Source organism: Leuconostoc sp. UCMA20149 (assembly GCF_030400235.1).
Taxonomy (GTDB): Bacteria; Bacillota; Bacilli; order Lactobacillales; family Lactobacillaceae; genus Leuconostoc; species Leuconostoc pseudomesenteroides.
Genome location: NZ_VJYC01000003.1, coordinates 159356 through 182997 on the forward strand (window position 1 = coordinate 159356; position 23642 = coordinate 182997).

Here is a 23642-nt window from a genome sequence, read left to right on the forward strand (position 1 = left end):
TGAGAGCTGCTATTAGGAGACAAAATGAATAATCAGTTAGCAGTCAACTTGCCTGGCTTAAGTCTTAAAAATCCCATTATGCCATCATCTGGTTCAGTGTATTATGGACTTGATGATGTCTACGAAGTCGAGCGTTTGGGCGCTTTAGTTACTAAAACAACCACTTTGGATGAACGAACAGGCAATCCTCAACCTTGGATTGTAAACACGTCAGCTGGTATTTTGAATTCAGTCGGCTTGGCAAATCCTGGTGTTAATAAAGTCATTAAAGAATTTTTACCAAAAATAGCGAAAAAATACAGCAATTTACCGGTGATGACTTCAATTGCCGGCGAAACAGTGCAAGATTATGTTAGATTAACAGAATATTTTGATGCCATTGATACTGTTTCAGCGATTGAAGTTAACTTATCTTGTCCAAACGTCGATCGTGGTGGTATGGAATTTGGTGTTAGTGCCGAGTCTGCTTCTGAAGTAATTACTGCCATGCGCCAAGCTACTAAGAAACCCATTTATGCCAAAATGTCGCCTAATGTTACTGATATTAAACCAATCGTCAAAGCAGTTGAACTGGCTGGTGCGGATGGATTGGTCTTAATCAACACATTAGTCGGGATGAATCTAGATTTGGCTAAGCGTGCGCCGAGTTTGGTAAGAGGAATTGGCGGTCTATCAGGTACAGCTATCCATCCGATTGCTGTACGATTTGTTTATGAAGCAGCTCAGACTGTTGATATTCCAATTATTGGCGTAGGTGGCGTTACGCAGGTTGACGATGCTTTAGAACTTATGATGGCAGGCGCGTCAGCCGTGCAAGTCGGGTCTGCAATTGCGACAAATCCAACAGTTATGACAGACATCATTGCAGCATTACCAAAAGCGCTTGATAAATATGGATTTACGGACGTGACAGAAGTAACGCGAACGTTCAAAAAAAGTTGACTACTAAGGGGAAAAAACATGATAAATCGACCAGTTTTTATTGCACTGGACTTTCCAGATGGTAACACGGCACTAAATTTTTTAGAACCTTTTAAAAAAATAGACAAAAAGCCGGCAATCAAGGTTGGTATGGAATTATTTTATGCAGAAGGACTGGATTTTGTCAGAGATTTACGCCAAAAAGGATTTGATATCTTTTTAGATTTAAAACTTTATGACATTCCCAACACTGTGGGCCATGCAGTTGCCAATATTGCAAAATTAGATGTTCAGTATTTAACGTTACATGCGGCCGGCGGGACTAAGATGATGACTGCTGCAGTTGCTAATAAAGGTCAAAACTTAAAAATACTAGCAGTGACGCAATTAACATCTTTTTCTGAAGCTGATGTTCAAGAAATTTCCCAATCGACAGTAACGTTGGTAGAAAATGTGTTGCACTTAGCAAAAATGGCTGACAACGCAGGTGTGGATGGCACGATTAGTTCGCCTTTAGAAGCTGGTATGATACAAGCTAACACGCAATCAGATTTCTTAACCATTACGCCTGGTATCCGTTTAGCTGGGGATAACGCAAACGATCAAAAACGTGTCACAACACCAGCCAAAGCAAAACAATTAGGTGCAACGGGACTGGTTGTTGGCCGTTCGATTACTAAAGCTAGTGATCCAGTTGCCGCATACCAACAAGTATTGAATGAATGGAGTCGTTAAATGACAGATTATGCAAATGAAGTTGCTAATGATTTACTAGAAATTGGTGCGGTTAAATTTTCACCGGAGGCACCATTCACATGGGCGTCAGGTATTAAAAGTCCGATTTATACTGATAATCGCATGACGATTGGTTTTCCAAAGGTTCGAAAAAACATTTATAGTGGTTTAACAGAATTAATCAAAACTGAATACCCTGATGTTGAAATTATTGGCGGTGTTGCTACAGCAGGGATTCCGCACGCAGCCTGGGTGGCGGAACAATTAGAAAAACCAATGATTTATGTCCGGTCAAAACCAAAAGATCATGGAGCGGGTCGCCAGACAGAGGGTGCAAACGTAGCGAATCACAAAGTAGTGCTAATTGATGATTTGATTTCAACGGGTGGTTCAGTCCTGGCTGCAGCAAAAGCAGTTGAAAAAGAGGGTGGTAATGTTTTGGGCATTGTGTCAATTTTTTCATACGAACTGTTAGCTGGCGTAAAAAATTTTGAGAGTGCTAATTTAACTTTTAAATCATTGACAACCTATTCACAGCTGATGACATTGGCTATTAGTCGAGGAGACTTGGCTGAAGATCAGATTGAAACATTAAATGAATGGAAAAAGCAACCTGAAAAATGGCAAGTAAACTAAAAAAAATCGACAATATTGTCGATTTTTTTTAATAGATTGCGTCTCGATAAAGACCAATAACTTTACCGAGAATGGTAACTTGCTTTAAAATAATTGGCGCCATTGCATCATTTTCAGGTTGCAATCGATAATGATCTGCTTCACGGAAAAAGCGTTTTACAGTTGCCTCATCATTGTCATTCATTGCGACAACGACGTCACCATTATCAGCATTTTCTTGACGACGAACAATGACTTTGTCACCATCCAAAATACCAATATTGATCATTGATTCGCCATGAACATTAAGCATGAACAAATCACCATCAAATTGCATTAGATTGTCAGGAATGGGGAAAAATTCTGTTGCCTCTTCTTCAACGGCCAAAATTGGTGTTCCTGCTGTCACAACACCGAGAACAGGAATCTTACCAGGCGTAATTGAAACACCTAGCATTTCTAACCCAGCGTCTGTGATTTCAATGGCGCGTGCTCTTGGTTTTGAAGCATCTTTTAAGAGATATCCTTTTTTAACCAAACGCTCAATATGGCCATGAATGGTAGATGACGAAGATAATCCAACGGCCTCACCAATTTCCCTGACTGTGGGAGGAAAACCGTTAGTTGATTGGGCCTCATGTATAAATCTTAAGACTTGTATTTGTTTGCTTTCTTGAATAATTGCCATGATGGGGTTCCTACTTAATAATTAGTAACTCAATTATACCCAAAAAACACGAACAAATCAAACACGTGTTCGTGATTTTATAAAATGCCAAATAAGTATCCAAGAATATTTATAAATTCTTTAGAAACCACGTGATTTCTGTTCGTTTTCTGTGTATAAAGGACTGGAATTTTGAACTTATTAACTTCACTTTTTTGATGGCATGCACTAACCGGCTGTGATATAATTGTTATCAGACATTCGATGAGGAGAAATAAGATGAGTACAGGACTTGTAATCTTGATTGCGGTTTTGGCCTTGGCGATTGGTTTGGCTGGTGGTTTCTTCTTGGCACGTAGTTCAATGAAAAACTATTTGGCTAAGAATCCACCAATTTCTGAAGAAATGATGAAGTCAATGATGATGTCAATGGGTCAAAAGCCATCACAAAAAAAGTTGAATCAAATGATGGCTCAAATGAAACAACAAAGTGCAAATGCGCAAAAAAAATAAGCTTAGCGCTTATTTTTTTTGTATTCTTTTAGGATCAATGTAGTGCCAATCAGGATTAATTTCATCATCTAATTTATCGAATGCTGATTGCATGATGTCTGTATATTTGGCGATGTTTTCAGCATTCAATTTATCGGCGCGATCAATGTAGATTGGCTCTCCAAAATTAATTGTGGTATTATGGCGTTTAAAGAGGTGGCTAAACTTCACTGGGCCTTGGTATACCGCCGGTACAATTGGTTTTCCGGCCATACGCGCAATTAGCAATGATCCGGACTTCAAATCATCGCTGTGGCGCGAACCAGACGGGAACATGATCAATGATCTTTGACCACTTTTCAACTCACGAACTGGATATTTGATGACACTAGGACCAACGTTTTCACGATCAACAGGGAAAGCACCTGCTGATTTAATAAGCCATGCCAGTGGTTTAAATTTAAAAAGTTCAATCTTGGCCATAAAAATAAAATGTTTAGGATAGGCAGCCACAGCGTACCATACAGGGTCCCACCAAGTGCGATGTGGGCCAACTAAGACATAATTATCATCTTTAGGTAGTTTGTCACGGTTCATATATGTAATGCGACCGTTGATTGTCCAAATAATAGCCACGGCAACACCGCGCAGAAACTCGTAAAATTTCATATTTATTCACCTCATAAACGAAATCAAATTCAATTTTACCGAGAAAAGGGAAGAAACGCAAATGACAGAGCTAAGTTTAGCATCCGGTGAACGGATTGATGGCTTACCATCTCAAAATATTAAAATTATTCAAAATCCAGATATGTTTTCCTATTCACTTGACGCTATTTTATTAGCACATTTTGCAGATGTTAAAGGTAAAGGACGGGGACATGCTGTTGATTTGGGTGCCGGCACTGGGGCGGTGGGGTTATTTTATGCGCCAAAAGTGAGTGGCCGCGTCACATTAGTCGAAATCCAGCCTGAATTGGCAGCCATGGCACAGCGCAGTATTGATTTGAATGGAATGTCTGATCGTGTTAGTGTACTGCAAAAGGATATGAAAAATATTTTTGAGGACATCAAACCGGGATCGGTCGAGACCGTGTTGAGTAACCCACCTTATTTTCCTTTAAATGACACCACTAAAACTAATCATGATCATCACTATGAATTAGCGCGCCACGAATTAACAATCAACTTACCAAATTTAGCTCAAATTGCTAATAAACTGTTGAAAAATAACGGTAAATTCTATATGGTCCATCGACCAGACCGTTTGGCAGATATTTTTGCAGCTTTTGCTAACCGCAAACTTATGATTAAGCGGATTCAATTCGTCTATGGTAAGGCAGATCGTGAGGCAAATATTGTTTTGGTCGAAGCGATTAAATCAGGACGTCCGGGTGGCGTACGAATTTTACCAGCTTTAATTGCTTATGATGACAAAAATGATTACACACCCGAAATGAATAACATTTTGTATGGCAAGGCTTGGTCATAATGAAAGCATATTTTTTTTACGTTTTATATACTGCTGACGGCTATTTTTATGGTGGTTTTACAGATGATGTCTTGCGTCGTTTAGCGACACACGAATCAGGAAAGGGAGCTAAATTTACACGTGTTAAATCGCGTCATCCACTTCAATTGATTTATCAGGAATCATTTGAAACTAAAAGTGATGCATTAAAGGCAGAGGCAGCTTTTAAAAAGCTGACGCGATCCCAAAAAGAAATGTTTCTACTAGCACACAAAGTAGATAAGGTGTGGCAATAAAGTCCTTGCTAAACATATAAAAATACCGTATAATTTATCTTGTTGTGGAAAACAACAAATACACACGACAAACGAGAACACGTAGGTGCAGTGATGTCAGCGTGAACCACGAATTTGTCGGCGGAAAAACCTAGGAGGCCATATCATGGCAGTTATTTCAATGAAAGAACTCCTCGAAGCAGGAGTACACTTCGGTCACCAAACACGTCGTTGGGACCCAAAGATGGACGAATACATCTTTACAGAACGTAATGGTATTCACATCATCGATTTGCAAAAGACAGTTAAGTTGGTTGATGAAGCCTATAACTTCATCCGTAACGCTTCAACTGACGGCGCAAATGTTTTGTTTGTTGGTACAAAGAAGCAAGCTTCTGATGCTATTGCTGAAGAAGCAACACGTGCCGGTCAATATTACATCAACCACCGTTGGTTGGGTGGTACTTTGACTAACTGGAACACGATTAAGACACGTATCCAACGTTTGAAGGATTTGCAAGCAATGGCCGAAGATGGTACATTCGAGCAATTACCTAAAAAAGAAGTTGTTTTGTTAAACAAACAACGTGAAAAGTTGGAAAAGTTCTTGGGTGGTATTCAAGACATGCCTGGATTGCCAGATGTTTTGTTTGTAGTTGACCCTAAGAAGGAAGAAATTGCTGTTAAGGAAGCCAACATGTTGAACATTCCTGTCGTAGCAATGATTGACACAAACGCTAATCCTGATGTTGTTGATGTTAAAATCCCAGCCAATGATGATGCTATTCGTGCCGTTCGCTTGATTACTGCGAAGATGGCTGATGCTGTTATCGAAGGTCGTCAAGGTCAAGATTCAGCACCAGAAGACGCCTTTGTCGAAGGTGATGAAAATACAGAATCAATCGAAGAAATTGCTAACATTGTTGAAGAAGGCAATAACTAATTATTTGATTTAAAAATACCGTTCCTTGCGGACCTGTTTGGGGCGCGGAATGGTATTTTAGTATGTTATAATTAAAATACATTAAATTATTTTAGAGGAGCACTATAATGGCAATTACTGCTGCACAAGTAAAGGAACTACGTGATAAGACATCTGTTGGTATGATGGATGCTAAGAAAGCATTGGTCGAAGCTGATGGCGACCTAGATAAGGCAATTGATTTGTTGCGCGAAAAAGGGATGGCTAAAGCTGCTAAAAAGGGCGATCGTGTCGCTGCAGAGGGTATGACAGCTGTTGCCGTTAAGGGTAATCGTGCTGCAATTATTGAATTGAACTCAGAAACAGATTTCGTTGCTGGTAACGCAGAATTTAACGAATTGTTGCGTGCTGTTGCTAATGCAATTGTTGAATTTGCACCAGCTGATGTCGAAGCTGCTTTGGCACTTGAAGTTGAAGCTGGTCAAACTTTGAACGACAAAATTGTTGGTACGACACAAATTACTGGTGAAAAAATTACTTTGCGTCGTTTTACAGTTGTGGAAAAGTCTGACTCTGAAAACTTTGGCTCATATTCACACTTGGCTGGTTCAATTTCTGCATTAGTTGTCGTTGACGGTGCTTCGGAAGCAGCTGCTAAAGACATTGCGATGCATGTTGCTGCTATTGCACCACAGTATGTTTCAGATGATCAAGTACCTGCAGAGGTTGTGGCTAAGGAAAAAGAAGTGCAATTGGCTTCTGAAGATTTGGCAGGCAAGCCAGACAACATCAAAGAAAAGATGGTTGATGGTCGTATCAAAAAGTTCTTGGCAGAAATTTCATTGTTGGATCAACCATTTGTTAAAAATGGCGATCAAACAGTTGCACAATTTATTGATTCACAAAATGGTTCAGTCAAGTCATTTGTCCGTTACCAAGTCGGTGATGGTCTTGAGAAAAAAGTGACAGATTTGGCTGAAGAAGTTGCTAAGCAACTAGGATAATTGTTTTTTCAGTATGGAATGATTGTAATCTAGTATTGATTAATCTGTACCATTATTTTTATGAAAAGCGCGTTGTTGTTGATAACGCACTTTTTTTTCGGAATTTTTGCCTGATTTTTGATATAATTGTATAAGCAAATAAAAGAGGTTAGACATGACTGATATTAAGTACAAACGTGTTTTGATTAAGTTGTCAGGTGAGGCTTTGGCTGGTGAAAAGGGACAGGGCATTGATCTTGCCGTTGTGTCAGCTATTGCCGAAGAGCTGAAAGAAGTTCATGATTTGGGAACTCAAATAGCAATTGTTGTTGGTGGTGGTAACTTGTGGCGCGGCGAACCAGCTTCTAAGGTTGGTATGGAACGCTCACGGGCTGATTACACGGGTATGCTGGGCACTACGATGAACGCCCTAGTATTGCAAGATGCCTTAGAACGTTCTGGTGTTCAAACACGCGTTCAGACAGCAATTACAATGCAACAAATCGCAGAACCATATATTCGTGGGCGTGCAATACGTCACTTAGAAAAGGGACGTATTGTTATTTTTGCCGCTGGTACTGGATCACCATACTTCTCCACCGACACCACCGCAGCATTGCGCGCTAACGAAATCAATGCTGATGCTATTTTGATGGGTAAAAATGGCGTTGACGGTATCTACGATTCCGACCCTAATAAAAACGCTGATGCCGTGAAATTTACAGAATTAACACACTTGGAAATTTTGCAAAAAGGATTGAAAGTAATGGATTCAACGGCAAGTTCTCTTTCAATGGATAATAACATGCCATTGGTCGTGTTTAATCTTAATACACCTGGAAATCTCAAGCGTGTTGTGCTTGGTGAACCAATTGGAACCACAGTAACAGGAGAAAAATAATGACTTTTGATTTAACAAACGCTAAAGAGCGGATGCAAGGGGCACAGGAAGCTTTACAACGTGAATTGGCGAATATCCGTACAGGTCGAGCTAATCCAAATATTTTAAATCGTATTGAAGTTGAGTATTATGGTGCCATGACACCCCTAAATCAAGTGGCGTCAATTTCGGTGCCAGAAGCGCGCATTTTGCTGATTACACCTTTCGATAAAAGTGCTTTGGAAGCAATTGTTCATGCAATTAACGTGTCAGATCTGGGGTTGAATCCTGCTTCCGATGGTAACATTGTGCGTTTGGCGATTCCGCAAATGACAGAAGAACGCCGTAAAGAATTAGCTAAAGAAGTTAAAGCTGAAGCAGAAAAGGCCAAGGTTTCAGTCCGCAATGTTCGCCGTGACATCATGGATGACATTAAAAAGGATAAAGAAATGCCTGAGGACGATGCTCGCAAGGCAGAAGATCAAACGCAAAAGCTGACTGACGAAAATATCAAAGCAATTGATGGCATTGCAGCTGAAAAAGAAAAAGAATTATTAACAATTTAATTCTTATGTTATACTAAAATAACTTTTAAACTTGGTATCTTACCAAGTTTTTTTGTTTGGAGGGAAAATGTTTAGGCGTTATTTTAAATTTTGGCGAGAGGCACTTGATTTTCATAGTGGTGCCTATCGATTAGATTTTTTTTGGATTCATGTCGTTAACGATTTAATATTAGCGATTATCGGTTTCGCAACACTAACAGTCAGCAACTCTTTTTGGTTTGTGCTGAAAGTTGATGCAGCCGTCTTTATTGTGCTGTTTGTCCCAAGCCTTTCGTTGTTCATTAGACGTTTACGCGATACAGGGTTTTCAATTAATCAGGTTATGTTTGTTCTGCTAAGTCCATCGTTACTTTGGATTGCCATTGATATTTCAGCTGAATTACGTAGCATAGTATTAGCTTTACTTGTCATCTTGATATATTTTGGATGGCTCTTATTTCTGGTTTCTAGGCGTTCAGCTTATTGGACACCATGGTTATCGAGAAAAGAAAAAATAGGTTATGGTATTGGGTTTGCTGTTATGGTTAGTTTGTCCTTTGGTTTGCAATTGGCTGCTGGCTCTGTAATTAGGCAGGATGTTAAAAAAGTATTAGTGCATGCTGTGTTTAAACAGCAGAAAATCGAAAAAGATACAGTGCAAACCACAGAATCTGACACTAGTAGTAGCTCGGAATTATCCTCATCTGCAGAGCGCATACCGTCATCGTCGTCATCAGTTTCATCTGAAATTCCTGATAAATCAATAGTGGATGTGCCGGATGATGCTGTTACTAAGGCCTATCGACAATTGTCTGTTGATGTCATAGGAGATTCGGATTTTGGACATTTTCAGGTCAAGGGTAATTGGCAACAAGACACGTCATCCTTACAATGGCTACAGCTAACCCAACAAATTATGATTTTAACCAGCACTCAGGGTCAAGGATGGGGTGTTGACTTTTCAAGCTTTTCATTTCAAAAAATCATAGGGCAATCACAGCTAACATTGTCTAATTTTCCGACTATCAGTGCTTTGCGTATTGATGGGACCTATAAGTCGCCTAATAGTGATACGGTCAAGAATATGGCATACCTTGAATGGCATATGTCTGATGGACATATTCGCGTCGTATACGTGATTGCGCCAAGTCAGGCATTGCTTAATCTGATTGTTAAAACAATTGGTGAAACATATCAATCACAATAATGTTTTGAAATTCACTTGACGAATACTCTCGCGACGTGTCATAATAACAGTATTAAGTTTGAGTCGTGAGGAAACCAAGTGGCGTTGGTGGAGCGACAATAACTATCGAGGGTCGAGTTGTAACTCGGAAATCAGGTGGAACCGCGCGTAAGCGTCCTGATGTCAATTAATTTTGGCATTAGGACGCTTTTTGTGTCCTGATCAGAAAGGGGTTCACAGGAAGAATTAATTTAGCTGGTTCTTCAAAATATAAAAGTAAAACACCGATTTGACTCGTATAATGTGTTAGACAGCATTTCATATTGAAAATTACAAAGGATTAAGACATGACAGATACAAAGTTATCATTACAAGATATTATTTTGACATTGCAACAATATTGGGCAAAACAGGGTGCAAATTTAATGCAGGCCTATGATAATGAGGTGGGTGCAGGAACACAGTCGCCTTATACTTTTTTGCGCGCAAATGGTCCAGAGCCATGGCATGCTGCTTATGTACAACCATCACGGCGACCGGCTGATGGACGTTATGGTGACAATCCAAATCGTCTTTTTCAACATCATCAATTTCAAGTTGTGATGAAGCCTTCACCTGCAAACATTCAAGAGCTTTATTTGGGATCATTGGAGGCACTTGGCATTAAACCATTGGAACATGACATTCGTTTCGTTGAAGATAACTGGGAAAATCCGTCAATGGGTGCTGCTGGAATTGGCTGGGAAGTTTGGTTAGACGGCATGGAAGTGACCCAATTTACTTATTTCCAACAAGTTGGTGGTATTGAAGTTGATTCTGTTACTGCTGAAGTCACTTATGGGTTGGAACGGTTAGCATCGTACATTCAAGATGTGCCAACAGTTTATGATTTAGAATGGGGAAATGGCGTTTTGTACGGGGATATTTTTAAAGAACCCGAATATGAACACTCAAAGTACGCTTTTGAGGAATCTGATCAAGCTATGTTACTCAGGCATTTCGATGAATTTGAAGCGGAAGCCACTCGTTTACTTGCGTTAGGACTTGTTCATCCAGCCTACGATTATATCTTAAAATCATCGCATACGTTTAATTTGTTAGATGCGCGAGGTACGGTATCCGTTACTGAACGTGCTGGTTATTTACACAGAATTAGGACTATGGCTCGTAAGGTTTCAAAAGTATTTATTGAAGAGCGTGCAAAATTGGGCTTTCCATTGCTTAAAGATGAGCAGCTGCGTGACAAGTACTTAGGTGAAAATGGTAAGTATGCAATCAAAAAAGCTTAACGAAAGTTAGTGTTGAAAACCATGTACTCCCATCCTAAAACTTTTATCAAAGATGGTTGTCGTACAATTTAAATTGGAGAATAATTAATGTCAACATTTTTATTAGAAATTGGACTTGAAGAAATACCAGCTCATTTGGTAACCAGTTCAGAGAATCAGTTAATTGAAAGAACTAAAAAGTTCTTATCAGAGCATCGTTTAACAGTAGGTGATATTAAACCATATTCAACACCGCGACGTCTGGCTGTCGTTTTGACAGATGTTGCTGAAACATCAGAAAGTTTAAGCGAAGAAAAGCGTGGACCATCTGTTGACCGTGCACAAGACGAAAACGGTAATTGGACAAAGGCAGCATTAGGTTTTGCACGTGGTCAAGGCGCTAATCCTGAAGCATTTGAAATTAAAGATGGATATGTTTGGCTAACAAAACGTACTGCTGGTGTAGCCGCGAATGAAATTTTAGCTAAAATTGGTGATGAAGTTGTCGCCCAAATGAAATTTTCAACTTATATGAAGTGGGCTAATCACAGCTTTTTGTATGTTCGACCTATTCGTTGGCTCGTAGCACTTCTTGATAGTGAAGTCATTTCTTTCAATGTGTTAGATATTACCACAGATCGTTTCACACGTGGTCATCGTTTTTTGTCTTCAGAACATGTTGAAATATCTTCTGCAGATAATTATGTAACGACTTTGCAGGGTGCTAACGTGGTTGTTGATGCTACAGTGCGCAAAAATGAAATTCGATCGCAGTTGAATGCAATTGCTGAAGCTAATGGTTGGGTTCTGCAACTTGAGACCGATGCGGCGCAAGATTTGTTGGAAGAAGTTAATAACATTGTTGAGTGGCCAACAGCGTTTGCTGGCAGTTTCGATGAGAAATATTTAGAAATACCAGATGAAGTTTTGATTACATCAATGCGCGAACATCAGCGTTTCTTCTTTGTGACGAATGAAAAAGGACAATTATTGCCACACTTTTTGTCAATAAGAAATGGTAACCGTGAGCATCTAAACAACGTTATTGCTGGAAATGAAAAAGTATTGGTGGCAAGGTTAGAAGATGCCGAATTCTTCTATCATGAAGACCAAACCAAATCAATTTCTGATTACATGACTAAAGTTAAAAAGTTAGTCTTTCATGAAAAAATCGGTACGGTGTATGAACACATGCAACGCACTGGTGCTTTGGCATCAGCAATGGCGGCTGCCTTGAAGTTTGATGAAGCACAACAGGCTGATTTGACCCGTGCATCAGAAATTTATAAATTTGATTTGATGACTGGTATGGTTGGTGAGTTTGATGAACTTCAAGGCATTATGGGTGAGCATTATGCCAAGCTTTTTGGCGAAGATGATGCGGTTGCAACAGCCATTCGAGAGCATTATATGCCAACTTCAGCTAATGGTGAGGTTGCGCAATCTGAAATTGGTGCTTTGTTGGCCGTTGCGGATAAACTTGATAGCATTGTGACGTTTTTTGCTGCTGGATTAATACCAAGTGGTTCTAATGATCCTTATGGCTTACGACGTGCAGCTACTGGCATCGTGCGTACATTGGTGGATAAAAAATGGCATATTGATTTGCGGCCTTTGCTAGCTGATTTTGTGCAACAGCAAGGTAAGGTAACTGACACCGATTTAACGACAGTTGTTGATTTCATGTTGGATCGTGTTCGTAAATTATCGTTGGATGCTGGAATACGTCAAGATATTGTCATTGCTGGATTAGGCAACGTTGATAGAGCTGATATCGTATATATTAGTCAGCGAGTCGAAGCTTTGTCCCAACATAGTGGTGATGGCAATTTCCGAGATGTAATTGAGGCGCTGACTCGTGTGGATCGCTTAGCCGTAAAGCAAGTAACTAATGCAACAGTTGATCCTACTAAGTTTGAAAATCAATCTGAAAAGGACCTATATCAAGCAACGTTAACGCTTGATTTAAATACTTTGATGCATGACGGTGCAGAAAATCTCTACATGGCCTTGGCAAATTTGCAACAACCAATTGCGGCTTATTTTGATGAAACCATGGTTAACGCTGAAGATGAATCTGTTAAAGATAATCGATATGCGCAGCTGAACGTCATACAACGACTAACCAACGGATTAGGAGATTTGACGCAAATCGTCATTAAGTAAATGTGTTTTGTTATGTGTTATAGTGAGTTATAAAATGACTGGAGGCACATAATGATAAATATTGCTTTTGTAGGTTTTGGGAAAAGTACTAACCGCTACCATTTACCTTATTTAAAATTACGGCAAGACAAATTTAGGGTTACACGTGTCGTAACACCAACGCTTGGAAAAAGACCAACTGAACAAGCTGAGCTTCAAGAAACTGGTACAATTTTTTCTACTGACATTGGTGACATTGTGACTGATGATAGTTTGGATTTAGTGGTTGTTGTGACACCATCACAAAGTCATTATCAAGTTACAAAACAGTTATTACAAGCAGGCAAAAACGTGTTAGTTGATAAGCCGATGGCTGCCAGTGTTGAGGAGGCAGAAGAGCTTGTTAAACTGGCGACAGAAAATAATTTATTTTTAATGCCTTTTCAAAGTCGAAGATTTGACAGCGACTTTTTGACGGTAAAGCAAGTAATTGCTAACGGTTACTTGGGGCGATTAACGGACCTAGAAGTTCACATGGATCACTACCGTCCTCTGGATGGTCAATTAGAAGGTGCTGCGATTGACGGCTCTTTGTTTGGTCATGGCGTTCATTTAATTGACCAAGTCGTAAGTTTGTTTGGGTCGCCACAAGCGGCTGTATATGATTTACGCGCAACACGTGTGCTTGAAAGTCATTTAGATGATCAAATTGAAGTCAATTTGTTTTACCCAGAAGCCTTTAAAGCAACAATTCAAACGACTGAATTAGCTACGGTTCAATATCCAAAGTGGCAATTAAGAGGTACGCAAGGTACATTCATCAAATATACAGTTGATGAACAAGAAAATGATTTAAAGACAGGTATTATGCCTGGAAGTCCAAGGTTTGGTAGTGATGCACCACAAAACTTTGGTCACTTGGTATATTATAATCAGAGTAGCGATCGCATTGACAAGTATCTACCTAGCGTTCAGGGCGATTATGGCCGTATTTATGACACGGTCTATGAAACACTAGTTAATGGCAAACCAAAGCTAGTATCTGATGAAACAATGATTACTGTTATGAAGCTATTATCTGGTGGTGTCCAGACTACTGGACCACATATTTTAAAATTTTAATATTGTATGAACAAAGACTTGATTAAATTGGGTCTTTTTTCATTACAATTGGTTGTATTGCACTAAAAATATCAAAGGTGAGTCGAAAGTAATTGCAACCTTTATGGTAAAATTAAATAGACATAAAACTGAAAGAAAAATGCCAATTATGACAGAATTAGATTTAATACAACTAAAAGAACGACAAAAACATATCCGTAATTTTTCTATTGTTGCGCACATTGATCATGGCAAATCAACCATTGCCGATCGGATTTTAGAGCAAACACACACAGTAGCAGAACGTGATATGCAAAATCAATTGTTAGATACAATGGACTTGGAACGTGAACGCGGCATTACGATTAAATTAAATGCCGTTGAAGTTCATTATGATGCTAACGACGGTGAGACTTATATTTTTCACTTGATTGATACGCCAGGGCATGTCGATTTTTCTTATGAAGTTTCGCGTGCTTTGGCTGCTGCTGAAGGCGCCATTTTGGTAGTTGATGCAGCACAAGGCGTTGAAGCACAAACGCTTGCTAATGTCTATTTAGCGTTGGAAAATGATTTAGAAATTCTACCGGTTATTAACAAAATCGATTTGCCTGCTGCTGATCCTGAAAAAGTGCGACAAGAAATTGAAGATGTCATTGGGATTGATGCCTCTGATGCAGTTTTAGCTTCAGCAAAGCAAGGTATTGGCATTCCAGAATTATTGGAAAAAATTGTGACAGACTTACCGGCGCCAGAAGGTGAAATTGATGCACCACTTCGGGCTTTAATTTTTGATTCTGCATATGACGCTTATCGCGGAGTAGTAGTCAATATGCGTGTTCGTGAGGGAATCGTTAAGCCAGGCGACAAAATTCGGATGATGAATACTGGGGCTGAATATGAGGTCACAGAGGTCGGTGTCATGTCGCCAAATGCGCAAAAACGTGATTATTTGATGGCAGGTGATGTGGGATACTTGACTGCTGCAATTAAAGATATTCATACGACACATTCAGGTGATACGATTACTCTAGTTGATCATCCGGCAAGCGAACCATTGGCTGGCTATAAACCAATGACACCAATGGTCTATTCAGGGTTGTATCCTTCGGATAATGCAAAGTACACTGATTTACGAGAAGCGCTGGAAAAGCTCCAACTGAATGACGCCGCATTGACGTTTGAACCAGAAACATCACAGGCTTTGGGGTTTGGTTATCGTGTTGGTTTTCTTGGGCTATTACACATGGACGTTGTTCAAGAGCGACTTGAACGAGAATTTGGACTAGATCTTGTTACGACTGCACCGTCAGTAACTTATAAAGTCACCACCACAGAAGGCGAAACAGTGGCTATTGAAAACCCTTCTGAAATGCCAGAGGCTTCAAAGATCAAAACGATTGAAGAGCCCTATGTGCACGCTCAAATCATGGTACCCAATGACTACGTTGGTGCAGTCATGGAGTTGGCCCAACGAAAACGTGGTGAATTTGACACGATGGAGTATCTAGATGAGACTCGTGTGAATGTTAAATACTACATGCCATTGTCTGAGATTATCTTTAATTTTTTCGACAAACTAAAGTCAAGTACACGAGGGTATGCCTCATTAGACTACGAGTTATCAGCATACCGCCAATCTGATTTGGTTAAAATTGATATTTTGTTAAATAGTGAGAAAGTGGATGCTTTGAGTTTCATTGTTCATCGTGATTTTGCGGCCGAGCGTGGACGAATCATCACTTCAAAGCTAAAAGGTATTATTCCGCGTCAGAATTTTGAAATTCCTGTTCAAGCGGCCATTGGCGCCAAAATTTTAGCGCGAACTAATATTAAGGCTTATCGTAAAGATGTTACTGCCAAAATCCACACTGGTGATCCAGACCGACGTGCTAAATTGCTCGATAAGCAAAAACGTGGAAAGGCACGAATGAAATCTGTTGGTACGGTAGATGTACCACAAGAAGCCTTTATGGCCGTACTCAAAACGGAGGACGATGCCCAATATGCCAGAGGAAACTAAACAAAAGCGTTCGCGTGTCGAGCGTAATTGGTCTACCAAAAAGCATCGACTATTAAAACCCAATATAATTTTGGCAGCGATGTCAATTGTTGTGATGATTGTAGTTGTGAGTGGTGTGGTGGCTAGAATCGCTTTTGGTGTGGATGGTGTTTCACAAACGACACGTCAAAAGTTAGTCAAAAAAGATGCAAAAACGGCTTTAGAGTTTGGATTAACAGGTGATTCATCTGCTAGTAATACACAAAGTATCGTTAACTTAACGACAAAAAAATGGCAAGCTGAAATTGCCAGTAGTATTCAAACGGCATTACAATCAGATCAAAAAGTAGCAGATTCAGTGACTTTTTCTGGTACTCAGTACAAAAAAACATCGGTTATGAAAGACCTATCGCAACGCTACTTGGAAACCTTGCAACGTGATCGTGATTTTAAGGTAACCTCAGTAAAATTTGATAAGTACCACAACGCCAAAGTGACTTATCAGGTAAAGCCTATTGACTTACCAGCTGGGCAAGCTTTGGTACAAAAGTATGTGGATGAACAAATTAAAAAGAATGAAACAGCTGCTAGCAAATTAACACAGGAAGAGTTGCGATTGGTTGAATATGCGATGGTCGCCAACAATTGGGATCGCGTCTTAAAGGATAATATGCCGACTTCATCAGACAAAATTGCGACGATTGATTTATTGTATCGTACAAAAAATTTCAAGCCAGAATATCAAATCACCAAAGACACTTTAAATAATATTTTGAATAGTGGGTTAGCTGAATGAATATATTAGATAAAATTAAAAGTATATGGGCAATTGGGCGTCAAAGTAAAATGACGGCGATTGGTTTTGATCGTGCAAGAAGTATTGAGGATCCTCAAGTCTTCATATCCAAGCAAGTCAAACAGCCCACTCCAAATGACTCAGAAATTTTAGTGAAAGTTCTGGCAACGTCGGTTAATCCAGTTGACACAAAAATGCGAGCTGGTTTCACCAACGAAGGACAATTTCGAATTTTAGGATTTGACGCAGTTGGTGAGGTGGTTAAGGTTGGTACGGCAGTATCAAGATTTAATGTTGGGGACCGTGTTTATTACGCTGGTTCACAAATGAAACAAGGATCAAACGCGGCATTTCAAGTTGTTGAAGCTGATTTAGTAGGTCATGCACCACATCATTTATCAATCGCTGAAATTGGGGCAATGCCGTTGACTTCTATTACCGCTTTTGAAATTTTACATGATGCGTTTGGTTACGACTTAGAAAAAGATAGTGTTTCTAATCGTTCTATCTTAATTATCAACGGTGCCGGAGGGGTCGGATCAATTTTGATTCAATTAGCAAAGTACATTGGCTTGACAGTCATTACAACAGCTTCAAGACCAGAATCAGTTGCTTGGGTAAAATCGTTAGGGGCCGACTTTATTTTAGATTACCATCAGGATTTGGCTGATCAATTAAAGCATATTCAATATCCAAAAGTTGATCATGTTGCAATTTTACAAAGTACTGATGCCTATTGGCCGACAGTAACACAGATTATTAAGCCATTTGGTACGATTGCTTCAATTGTTGAAACAACAGCGCCAATTGATATGGGACCGTTAAAAAATATTGGTGCCCAATTTAGCTGGGTATTCATGTTTGCTAAAGGTAACTATCATGTGGACATGTTATCTCAAGGTTTGGCACTTGAAAAAATTGCTGCACTACTTGATAATGGAGAACTCAAGCCAACACTTACAACCACTTACCATGGTTTTACAGTAGAAAATATACGAACTGCTACTCGAACCGTCGAGGAAGGCCGTACAATTGGGAAAGTTGTGGTAGTATACGATGACGAAAAATAATTGGCAAGCAGTCACAATTGCCACCCAAAATGAAGCAGTCGAATCTGTTGCAGATATTTTGAGGACTGTTGGTGCTGACGGTGTACAAATCGTTGATGATCAAGTACCTGTCAAAGTTATCGCTTATTTTGAGAATAACGAGCAGTTGTCGGCGACCTTAACTAAAATTCAGTCTCAGCTAAATGAGTTACAACGTTATGATATTGATGCAAGACCAGGCACTGTTACTGTTGCGAGTGTTGCGCAATCTGAATGGGAAAATGAATGGAAAAGCTATTACCACGCGACACGTATTACACGCCATTTGACGGTTGTGCCATCATGGGAACAGTATTTACCAGAACAACAAGATGAATATCCAATTATTATGGATCCAAAATTGGCTTTTGGCACGGGCACGCATGAGACAACACGATTAATGCTTCAGGCATTGGAAACAGTCATTCGTGGTGGTGAAAGCATGATTGACGTGGGTACAGGATCAGGTGTTTTAGCCGTAGCAGCCAAGCAATTGGGGGCAGATACTGTGTTAGCCACTGATATTGATGAATCTGCCGTCGAGGTTGCACAAGCCAACTTGATCTTAAATCCAGTGGCTAAAAATGTGTCAGTCACGGTGAGTGATTTACTTGAGTCTGTCGATAGTACTGTAAAAGTTGATTTAGTGGTGGCTAATATTTTGGCAGATGTCATTGAGAGACTGATACCGCAAGTCGCTAACCATTTAACAAAAGATGGCTACTTTTTAGTTTCAGGTATCTATGATGATATAGCACCCCAGATCATTGACCAATTACATATCTCTCATTTTGAGATTTGTGAGCATATGATTATGGGAAAATGGCATGCCTTTATTGCTACCCAACAAACAAATTAAAGAGTAATCATTACTATTTAGTGTTATACTGTTATTGTACAATTGGATTGATGTACAATAATGTATTTTGACACTCATAATTATTCTCCCGTGATAATCACATACTTTAACTTACAAACTATAAGTAGAACACGAGTCAAAATGCAGCGAAGAGGCGCCACACGGCGCTTTTTTTGTTGCCTAATCAGGATGGCAGATTTGGTAGAATTTTGGTACAATAATTATATTGGACCATTAGCTCAGTTGGTTAGAGCAGATGGCTCATAACCGTCCGGTCGTTGGTTCGAGTCCAACATGGTCCATTGTAAGCAAGTACCAACATAGGCTTTAGCTTGTTCTTTTGAATAAGTTGGTTATTCAGATAATAGGGGTGACCTAACTCGGTACATATTTTGTTGTGGCGGTACAAAGCGCGAGACATTCAAGACGATTAAATCTAAAAAGGAATTATTAATGCAGCGATATTTTCTAAAACGTTCTATCAATGACGAGATAATTAAGTTGACTCGTGAGGATGCCGCATTTAATCACTTTGGTCGTGTGTTACGGGCACGTATTGGCACAAAAGCTGAGTTTGTGGATAATAATCAACAACTTGTCATTGGTCAAGTGACAGATATTGATACAAATCATATTGCCCTTGAGGTAATTGCACATCCTAATCAAACTGTTGAATTGCCAATTAATGTGACAGTAATTGTATCGCCATTAAAAAATGATCGCTCAGAATGGTTCGTTCAAAAAATTACAGAATTAGGTGTTGCGCGCATTATTTTTACAAAGATGTCGCGCACTGTGGTTGATTGGGGCAAGCAACAGGACAAAAAGATGTCTCGGTTGCAAAAAATTGCGCAAGCGGCTGCCGAGCAGTCTCACCGCCTGTGCATACCAGAAATTGATTTTTTGACATGGCAAACAGCAGTTCATTTGCAAAAAGATGTAGGTATAGTGGCTTGGGAAGAATCGGCAAAAGAGGGGGAAACAGCTTCTTTTATCGATTCGGTTAAGCATGTGCCCAATAGTGGTCACGTCGTTTTGGTATTTGGACCAGAAGGTGGATTGACAATAGATGAAATTCGGACGTTAACTCAGCTAGATTTTGTTTCTGCTGGATTAGGTCCGCGGATACTGCGCGCTGAAACTGCACCACTCTACGCTCTGTCCGCTATTAGTGTCTTGCGTGAGTTGCAGTAATAGCGTACAATATAATAAACAGATGAGACTATTTTAAGGCGGGTGCAATAATGATGGAAAAATTTATAAAATATTATGGCTATCAATGGCTCGCAGCAATTGTGTTGGGCATTATAATACCTTTTTTGGGCAAAGTTACTAGTATGAGTGGTCTGCACAAAGTGATATTTTTCTACCTGATACTTAATAGTATTTACACTTTGTATTTAGGCTATCAAGTTCGCAAACGCGGATACTCACCGCTTGTATTGCTGTTTTTACCGGTGCTATTTACAGCGATTTCGACATTGTTGTTGGACTTAGTATCACATGAGTACGGTTTTTACTTTGGATTAATGTATATTGTCCTTAGTTTATTTACTTTCTTTGGAGATACTCGTGACGACCCTGATGAAAACCAAATTCCTGTTGAGGCTGGCTTCCACAATTTGACTGATGATTCAGGGGATGATATTCAATTACCCGTTGACGGCGGTTTTAAATCCTAATTGGTCAGAGATATTTTTCATGTGATATTTAGAAAAAGCGCGATAATTAGCGCTTTTTCTGTTACACTAAAATAAGGTAATTTGGTAAAGATCATGCAAGAGCATGTGATTTATCAAGTTTTTAAATTGGAGGATTTTAACGTGATTACAGTCGCAAATATGAGTTTTAGTTTTTCAGGACCAAAATTATATCAAGATGTTAACTTGAAGTTGACGCCTGGCAATACATACGGCATTATTGGTGCTAATGGTGCTGGAAAATCAACTTTCTTAAAGTTACTTCAAGGTGAGTTACAGCCTACCGAAGGAACTATTACAATTGGTGATGGCGAAAGAATGTCTTCTTTACAGCAGGATCACTTCGCTTTTGATGACTTTACAGTATTAGATACTGTTATTCAGGGTCACGAAAGACTTTATCAAATTAAAACCGAGATGGACGCTATTTATGCCAAACCAGATTTTAACGATGAAGATGGTGTTCGAGTGGCTGATTTAGGTGCGGAATTTGAAGAGCTAGATGGTTGGAATGCTGAAGTAGAAGCCGGACAATTACTCAGTAAATTAGGCATCGGCGATGACATGCAGTACACATTAATGGGTGAGCTGACTGAAAACGATAAAGTCAAGGTATTATTGGCGCAAGCGTTGTTTGGTAATCCGGATATCCTAGTTTTAGATGAGCCAACTAATGGACTAGATGTTCAAACAATTAATTGGTTAGAGGATTTTTTGGCTGATTTTCCTAATCTGGTCATCGTCGTGTCCCATGATCGTCATTTCCTGAATGCGGTCTCTACTAATATTTTGGATGTTGATTTTGGTAAAATCACACCATTTGTTGGTAACTATGATTTCTGGCGTGAGTCTTCTGAATTAGCACAACGCCTAGCCTCGCAACAGAATGCAAAAAAAGAAGAACAGATTAAGCAGCTACAAGAATTCGTAGCGCGTTTCTCTGCGAATGCTTCAAAGTCTAAACAAGCGACTGCTCGAAAGAAGCAACTGGACAAGATAACTCTGGATGATATCAAGCCCTCATCACGAAAATATCCATTCATCAATTTCCCATTAAATCGAGAATTGGGAAATGATATGGTTCGTGTTGAAAATGTTTCCAAAACAATTGATGGCGAAAAAGTATTAGATAATATTTCTTTCATTGGTCGCCCGGGAGATAAAATTGCTATTTTGTCTCGCTCTGATTTGGCAACCACGACTTTGATGCAAATCATTGCGGGAACTTTAGAACCGGATGCGGGAACTGTTACTTGGGGTGTTACCACATCTCAGTCCTACATTGCGAAAGATTTGAACGATAATTTTGAAAATCAAGACTTAACCATTTTAGATTGGTTACGTGATTTCGCCGAAGAAGAACAAAAAGATAATACAAGTCTACGTGGCATGTTAGGGCAGATGTTGTTCCGAGGAGATGATTCATTGAAGCAAATTAATGTTTTGTCTGGTGGTGAAAAGGTTCGCATTGTCTTAGCCAAAATGATGTTGCTTAAAGCAAATGTTTTGCTGATGGATGATCCGACAAATCATTTAGATTTGGAATCAATTCAGTCACTTAACGATGCGGTCGTTGCTTTTAAGGGTTCAATCATTTTGACATCACACGATCATGAGTTCTTGGCAACAACCGCTAACCATGTGATTGAAGTATCTTCAAAAGGTGCTGTTGATCGCGTGGACACAACTTATGACGAATTTATTAATAACGATAGCATTCAAGATAAAGTCAAAGCCTTATACTAAGGATCTCTGTTTAAGAATCATTGTTAAAATGAATGTAGTCGTTAAAATTGTAATCGAGGTAATTTAAAGTGAATATTGGAATTGACAAAATTGCTTTTTATACACCAGAATATGTGCTAGATTTAGTAACATTGGCGAAAGCAAGAGGTGACGAACCGGATAAATATACGATTGGTATCGGTCAAGATGAACAAGCTGTCATACCTAATGATGAAGATGTCGTTACAATGGGAGCTAATGCAGCGAGACAAATCGTTGACGATCAAGAAAGAAAAACCATTGATATGGTTATTTTTGCCACAGAATCGGGTATTGATAATTCAAAGTCGAGTGCGATTTATGTTCAAAAATTATTACAACTATCTGAGTTTGTCAGAACGATTGAACTCAAACAGGCTTGTTATGCTGGAACCTTTGGCTTGATGCAAGCACGTGATTATGTAGCTGCTCATCCGGATAAAAGAGTTCTTGTTATTGCCTCAGATATCGCGCGATATGGCTTAGCAACTGCTGGAGAAGTCACGCAAGGTGCCGGCGCTGTGGCAATGATCGTGGCTACTAATCCGAATATTACGTTGATTAACGATGACTCTGTCTACATGAGTCGAGAAGTAGCGGATTTTTGGCGACCCGTTGACCGGACTGAAGCACTTGTCGATGGTCATCTGTCTACTGAAGTATACAAAGAAATGTTTTTGACCCTTTGGCAGCGTTATAAAAATCAAACAAAGCATAGTTTGAATGACTTTACTGGATTTGCATTTCATTTGCCTTACACTAAAATGGGGAAAAAAGCTTTAGATCAAATTATTTTAGAGGCTGATGAAGCACAACAGAAGCGTTTGCTCAATAACCTAATTGCGAGTCAACAATTCAGCCGGCATGTTGGTAATTTGTATACTGGTTCAGTTTATCTCAGCTTGTTGTCTCTTCTCAGTCATTCGAAAGATTTGAAGCCAGGTGAAAAAGTTGCCATTTTTAGTTATGGTTCTGGGGCTGAAGCTGAGTTATATTCAATGACACTGCAACCAGATTTCAGGTCTTCGATTCCCGCAGCATCAGTTGCAAAGCAATTGTCTGAAAGACAACAGGTGTCTGTGGCACAATATGAAAAAATATTCCAATCACAACTATTAGATTCTCATGTCGACGTGATAAGGTCAGCTACCAAAAAGCATCATTTTCAATTCCTGGGCTGGCAAAACGGTGAACGACAATATAGCTAAAAACGTGTTTTTGAACACG

At 39.5% G+C, this 23642-nt stretch carries 24 protein-coding genes and 1 tRNA gene; 23 read left to right on the top strand and 2 right to left on the bottom strand.

Annotated elements, in window-relative coordinates:
• Positions 1 to 24 precede the first annotated feature (24 nt).
• The 3 genes from FF105_RS03985 to pyrE are packed head-to-tail and all read left to right on the top strand — an operon-like array spanning position 25 to position 2292.
• A complete protein-coding gene (locus tag FF105_RS03985; RefSeq protein ID WP_010277496.1) occupies positions 25 to 942 on the top strand; it encodes a dihydroorotate dehydrogenase in 918 nt (305 codons plus the stop codon).
• 18 nt (positions 943 to 960) lie between these two features.
• Positions 961 to 1656: an orotidine-5'-phosphate decarboxylase gene (pyrF, locus tag FF105_RS03990; protein WP_147651344.1), complete on the top strand. Its 696-nt coding sequence runs from the start codon at positions 961 to 963 to the stop codon at positions 1654 to 1656.
• The gene (gene pyrE, locus FF105_RS03995) at positions 1657 to 2292 is read left to right on the top strand and encodes an orotate phosphoribosyltransferase (protein ID WP_010277490.1); all 636 of its coding nucleotides are present in this window, start codon (positions 1657 to 1659) and stop codon (positions 2290 to 2292) included.
• 28 nt (positions 2293 to 2320) lie between these two features.
• Here the strand turns inward: pyrE and lexA are convergent, their stop codons facing one another.
• The gene (gene lexA / locus FF105_RS04000; RefSeq protein WP_010280560.1) at positions 2321 to 2959 is read right to left on the bottom strand and encodes a transcriptional repressor LexA; all 639 of its coding nucleotides are present in this window, start codon (positions 2957 to 2959) and stop codon (positions 2321 to 2323) included.
• A 258-nt stretch (positions 2960 to 3217) separates the two neighbouring features.
• Here lexA and FF105_RS04005 point away from each other — a divergent pair, with 258 nt between their 5' ends.
• Positions 3218 to 3451: a YneF family protein gene (locus FF105_RS04005; protein ID WP_036067662.1), complete on the top strand. Its 234-nt coding sequence runs from the start codon at positions 3218 to 3220 to the stop codon at positions 3449 to 3451.
• Positions 3452 to 3460: 9 nt separating this feature from the next.
• On the opposite strand, the gene FF105_RS04010 is transcribed toward FF105_RS04005, so the two are convergent.
• Positions 3461 to 4099, bottom strand: a complete 639-nt coding sequence (locus FF105_RS04010) for a lysophospholipid acyltransferase family protein (protein ID WP_010291259.1) — start codon at positions 4097 to 4099, stop codon at positions 3461 to 3463.
• A 61-nt stretch (positions 4100 to 4160) separates the two neighbouring features.
• Between FF105_RS04010 and FF105_RS04015 the strand changes: the two genes are divergently transcribed.
• From FF105_RS04015 to FF105_RS04105, 19 genes are all read left to right on the top strand, one after another.
• Complete coding sequence (locus FF105_RS04015; RefSeq protein WP_010291257.1) at positions 4161 to 4922, top strand: tRNA1(Val) (adenine(37)-N6)-methyltransferase; 762 nt, start codon at positions 4161 to 4163, stop codon at positions 4920 to 4922.
• A complete protein-coding gene (locus FF105_RS04020) occupies positions 4922 to 5197 on the top strand; it encodes a GIY-YIG nuclease family protein (protein ID WP_010291256.1) in 276 nt (91 codons plus the stop codon). Before FF105_RS04015 ends, FF105_RS04020 begins: the two co-directional genes overlap by 1 nt.
• A 145-nt stretch (positions 5198 to 5342) precedes the next feature.
• Positions 5343 to 6119 (top strand): 30S ribosomal protein S2, encoded by a 777-nt coding sequence (gene rpsB / locus FF105_RS04025; RefSeq protein WP_004912281.1) that lies wholly within the window; start codon positions 5343 to 5345, stop codon positions 6117 to 6119.
• A gap of 107 nt (positions 6120 to 6226) precedes the next feature.
• Positions 6227 to 7102, top strand: a complete 876-nt coding sequence (tsf, locus tag FF105_RS04030; RefSeq protein WP_010278352.1) for a translation elongation factor Ts — start codon at positions 6227 to 6229, stop codon at positions 7100 to 7102.
• A 154-nt stretch (positions 7103 to 7256) separates the two neighbouring features.
• Complete coding sequence (gene pyrH, locus FF105_RS04035; RefSeq protein WP_004912275.1) at positions 7257 to 7982, top strand: UMP kinase; 726 nt, start codon at positions 7257 to 7259, stop codon at positions 7980 to 7982.
• Complete coding sequence (gene frr / locus FF105_RS04040) at positions 7982 to 8527, top strand: ribosome recycling factor (protein WP_004912273.1); 546 nt, start codon at positions 7982 to 7984, stop codon at positions 8525 to 8527. Before pyrH ends, frr begins: the two co-directional genes overlap by 1 nt.
• A gap of 67 nt (positions 8528 to 8594) precedes the next feature.
• Positions 8595 to 9713, top strand: a complete 1119-nt coding sequence (locus FF105_RS04045) for a DUF805 domain-containing protein (protein WP_168441469.1) — start codon at positions 8595 to 8597, stop codon at positions 9711 to 9713.
• A 326-nt stretch (positions 9714 to 10039) separates the two neighbouring features.
• Complete coding sequence (gene glyQ, locus FF105_RS04050) at positions 10040 to 10981, top strand: glycine--tRNA ligase subunit alpha (RefSeq protein ID WP_010278345.1); 942 nt, start codon at positions 10040 to 10042, stop codon at positions 10979 to 10981.
• Positions 10982 to 11068: 87 nt separating this feature from the next.
• Positions 11069 to 13126, top strand: coding sequence for a glycine--tRNA ligase subunit beta (gene glyS, locus FF105_RS04055; protein WP_010278342.1), 2058 nt, complete (start codon positions 11069 to 11071; stop codon positions 13124 to 13126).
• Positions 13127 to 13177: 51 nt separating this feature from the next.
• Positions 13178 to 14227: a Gfo/Idh/MocA family oxidoreductase gene (locus FF105_RS04060; protein WP_010278339.1), complete on the top strand. Its 1050-nt coding sequence runs from the start codon at positions 13178 to 13180 to the stop codon at positions 14225 to 14227.
• Between the two features lie 148 nt (positions 14228 to 14375).
• Positions 14376 to 16229, top strand: coding sequence for a translation elongation factor 4 (lepA, locus tag FF105_RS04065; protein ID WP_147651350.1), 1854 nt, complete (start codon positions 14376 to 14378; stop codon positions 16227 to 16229).
• Positions 16213 to 17004, top strand: a complete 792-nt coding sequence (locus FF105_RS04070; protein WP_010278333.1) for a hypothetical protein — start codon at positions 16213 to 16215, stop codon at positions 17002 to 17004. The genes lepA and FF105_RS04070 overlap by 17 nt, the downstream gene beginning before the upstream one ends.
• Complete coding sequence (locus tag FF105_RS04075; protein ID WP_010278329.1) at positions 17001 to 18074, top strand: zinc-binding alcohol dehydrogenase family protein; 1074 nt, start codon at positions 17001 to 17003, stop codon at positions 18072 to 18074. Before FF105_RS04070 ends, FF105_RS04075 begins: the two co-directional genes overlap by 4 nt.
• A complete protein-coding gene (gene prmA, locus FF105_RS04080) occupies positions 18061 to 18951 on the top strand; it encodes a 50S ribosomal protein L11 methyltransferase (protein ID WP_010278326.1) in 891 nt (296 codons plus the stop codon). The genes FF105_RS04075 and prmA overlap by 14 nt, the downstream gene beginning before the upstream one ends.
• Before the next feature lie 228 nt (positions 18952 to 19179).
• Positions 19180 to 19253 (top strand) — tRNA-Ile (locus FF105_RS04085).
• A 151-nt stretch (positions 19254 to 19404) separates the two neighbouring features.
• Complete coding sequence (locus FF105_RS04090) at positions 19405 to 20145, top strand: RsmE family RNA methyltransferase (protein WP_290046357.1); 741 nt, start codon at positions 19405 to 19407, stop codon at positions 20143 to 20145.
• Positions 20146 to 20195: 50 nt separating this feature from the next.
• The gene (locus tag FF105_RS04095; RefSeq protein ID WP_031940997.1) at positions 20196 to 20633 is read left to right on the top strand and encodes a hypothetical protein; all 438 of its coding nucleotides are present in this window, start codon (positions 20196 to 20198) and stop codon (positions 20631 to 20633) included.
• A gap of 141 nt (positions 20634 to 20774) precedes the next feature.
• Positions 20775 to 22397, top strand: coding sequence for an ABC-F family ATP-binding cassette domain-containing protein (locus tag FF105_RS04100; RefSeq protein WP_010278319.1), 1623 nt, complete (start codon positions 20775 to 20777; stop codon positions 22395 to 22397).
• Positions 22398 to 22465: 68 nt separating this feature from the next.
• Positions 22466 to 23623 carry a hydroxymethylglutaryl-CoA synthase gene (locus FF105_RS04105; RefSeq protein ID WP_010278316.1) on the top strand — a complete coding sequence of 386 codons (1158 nt, stop codon included), beginning with the start codon at positions 22466 to 22468 and terminating at the stop codon, positions 23621 to 23623.
• Positions 23624 to 23642: the final 19 nt, after the last annotated feature.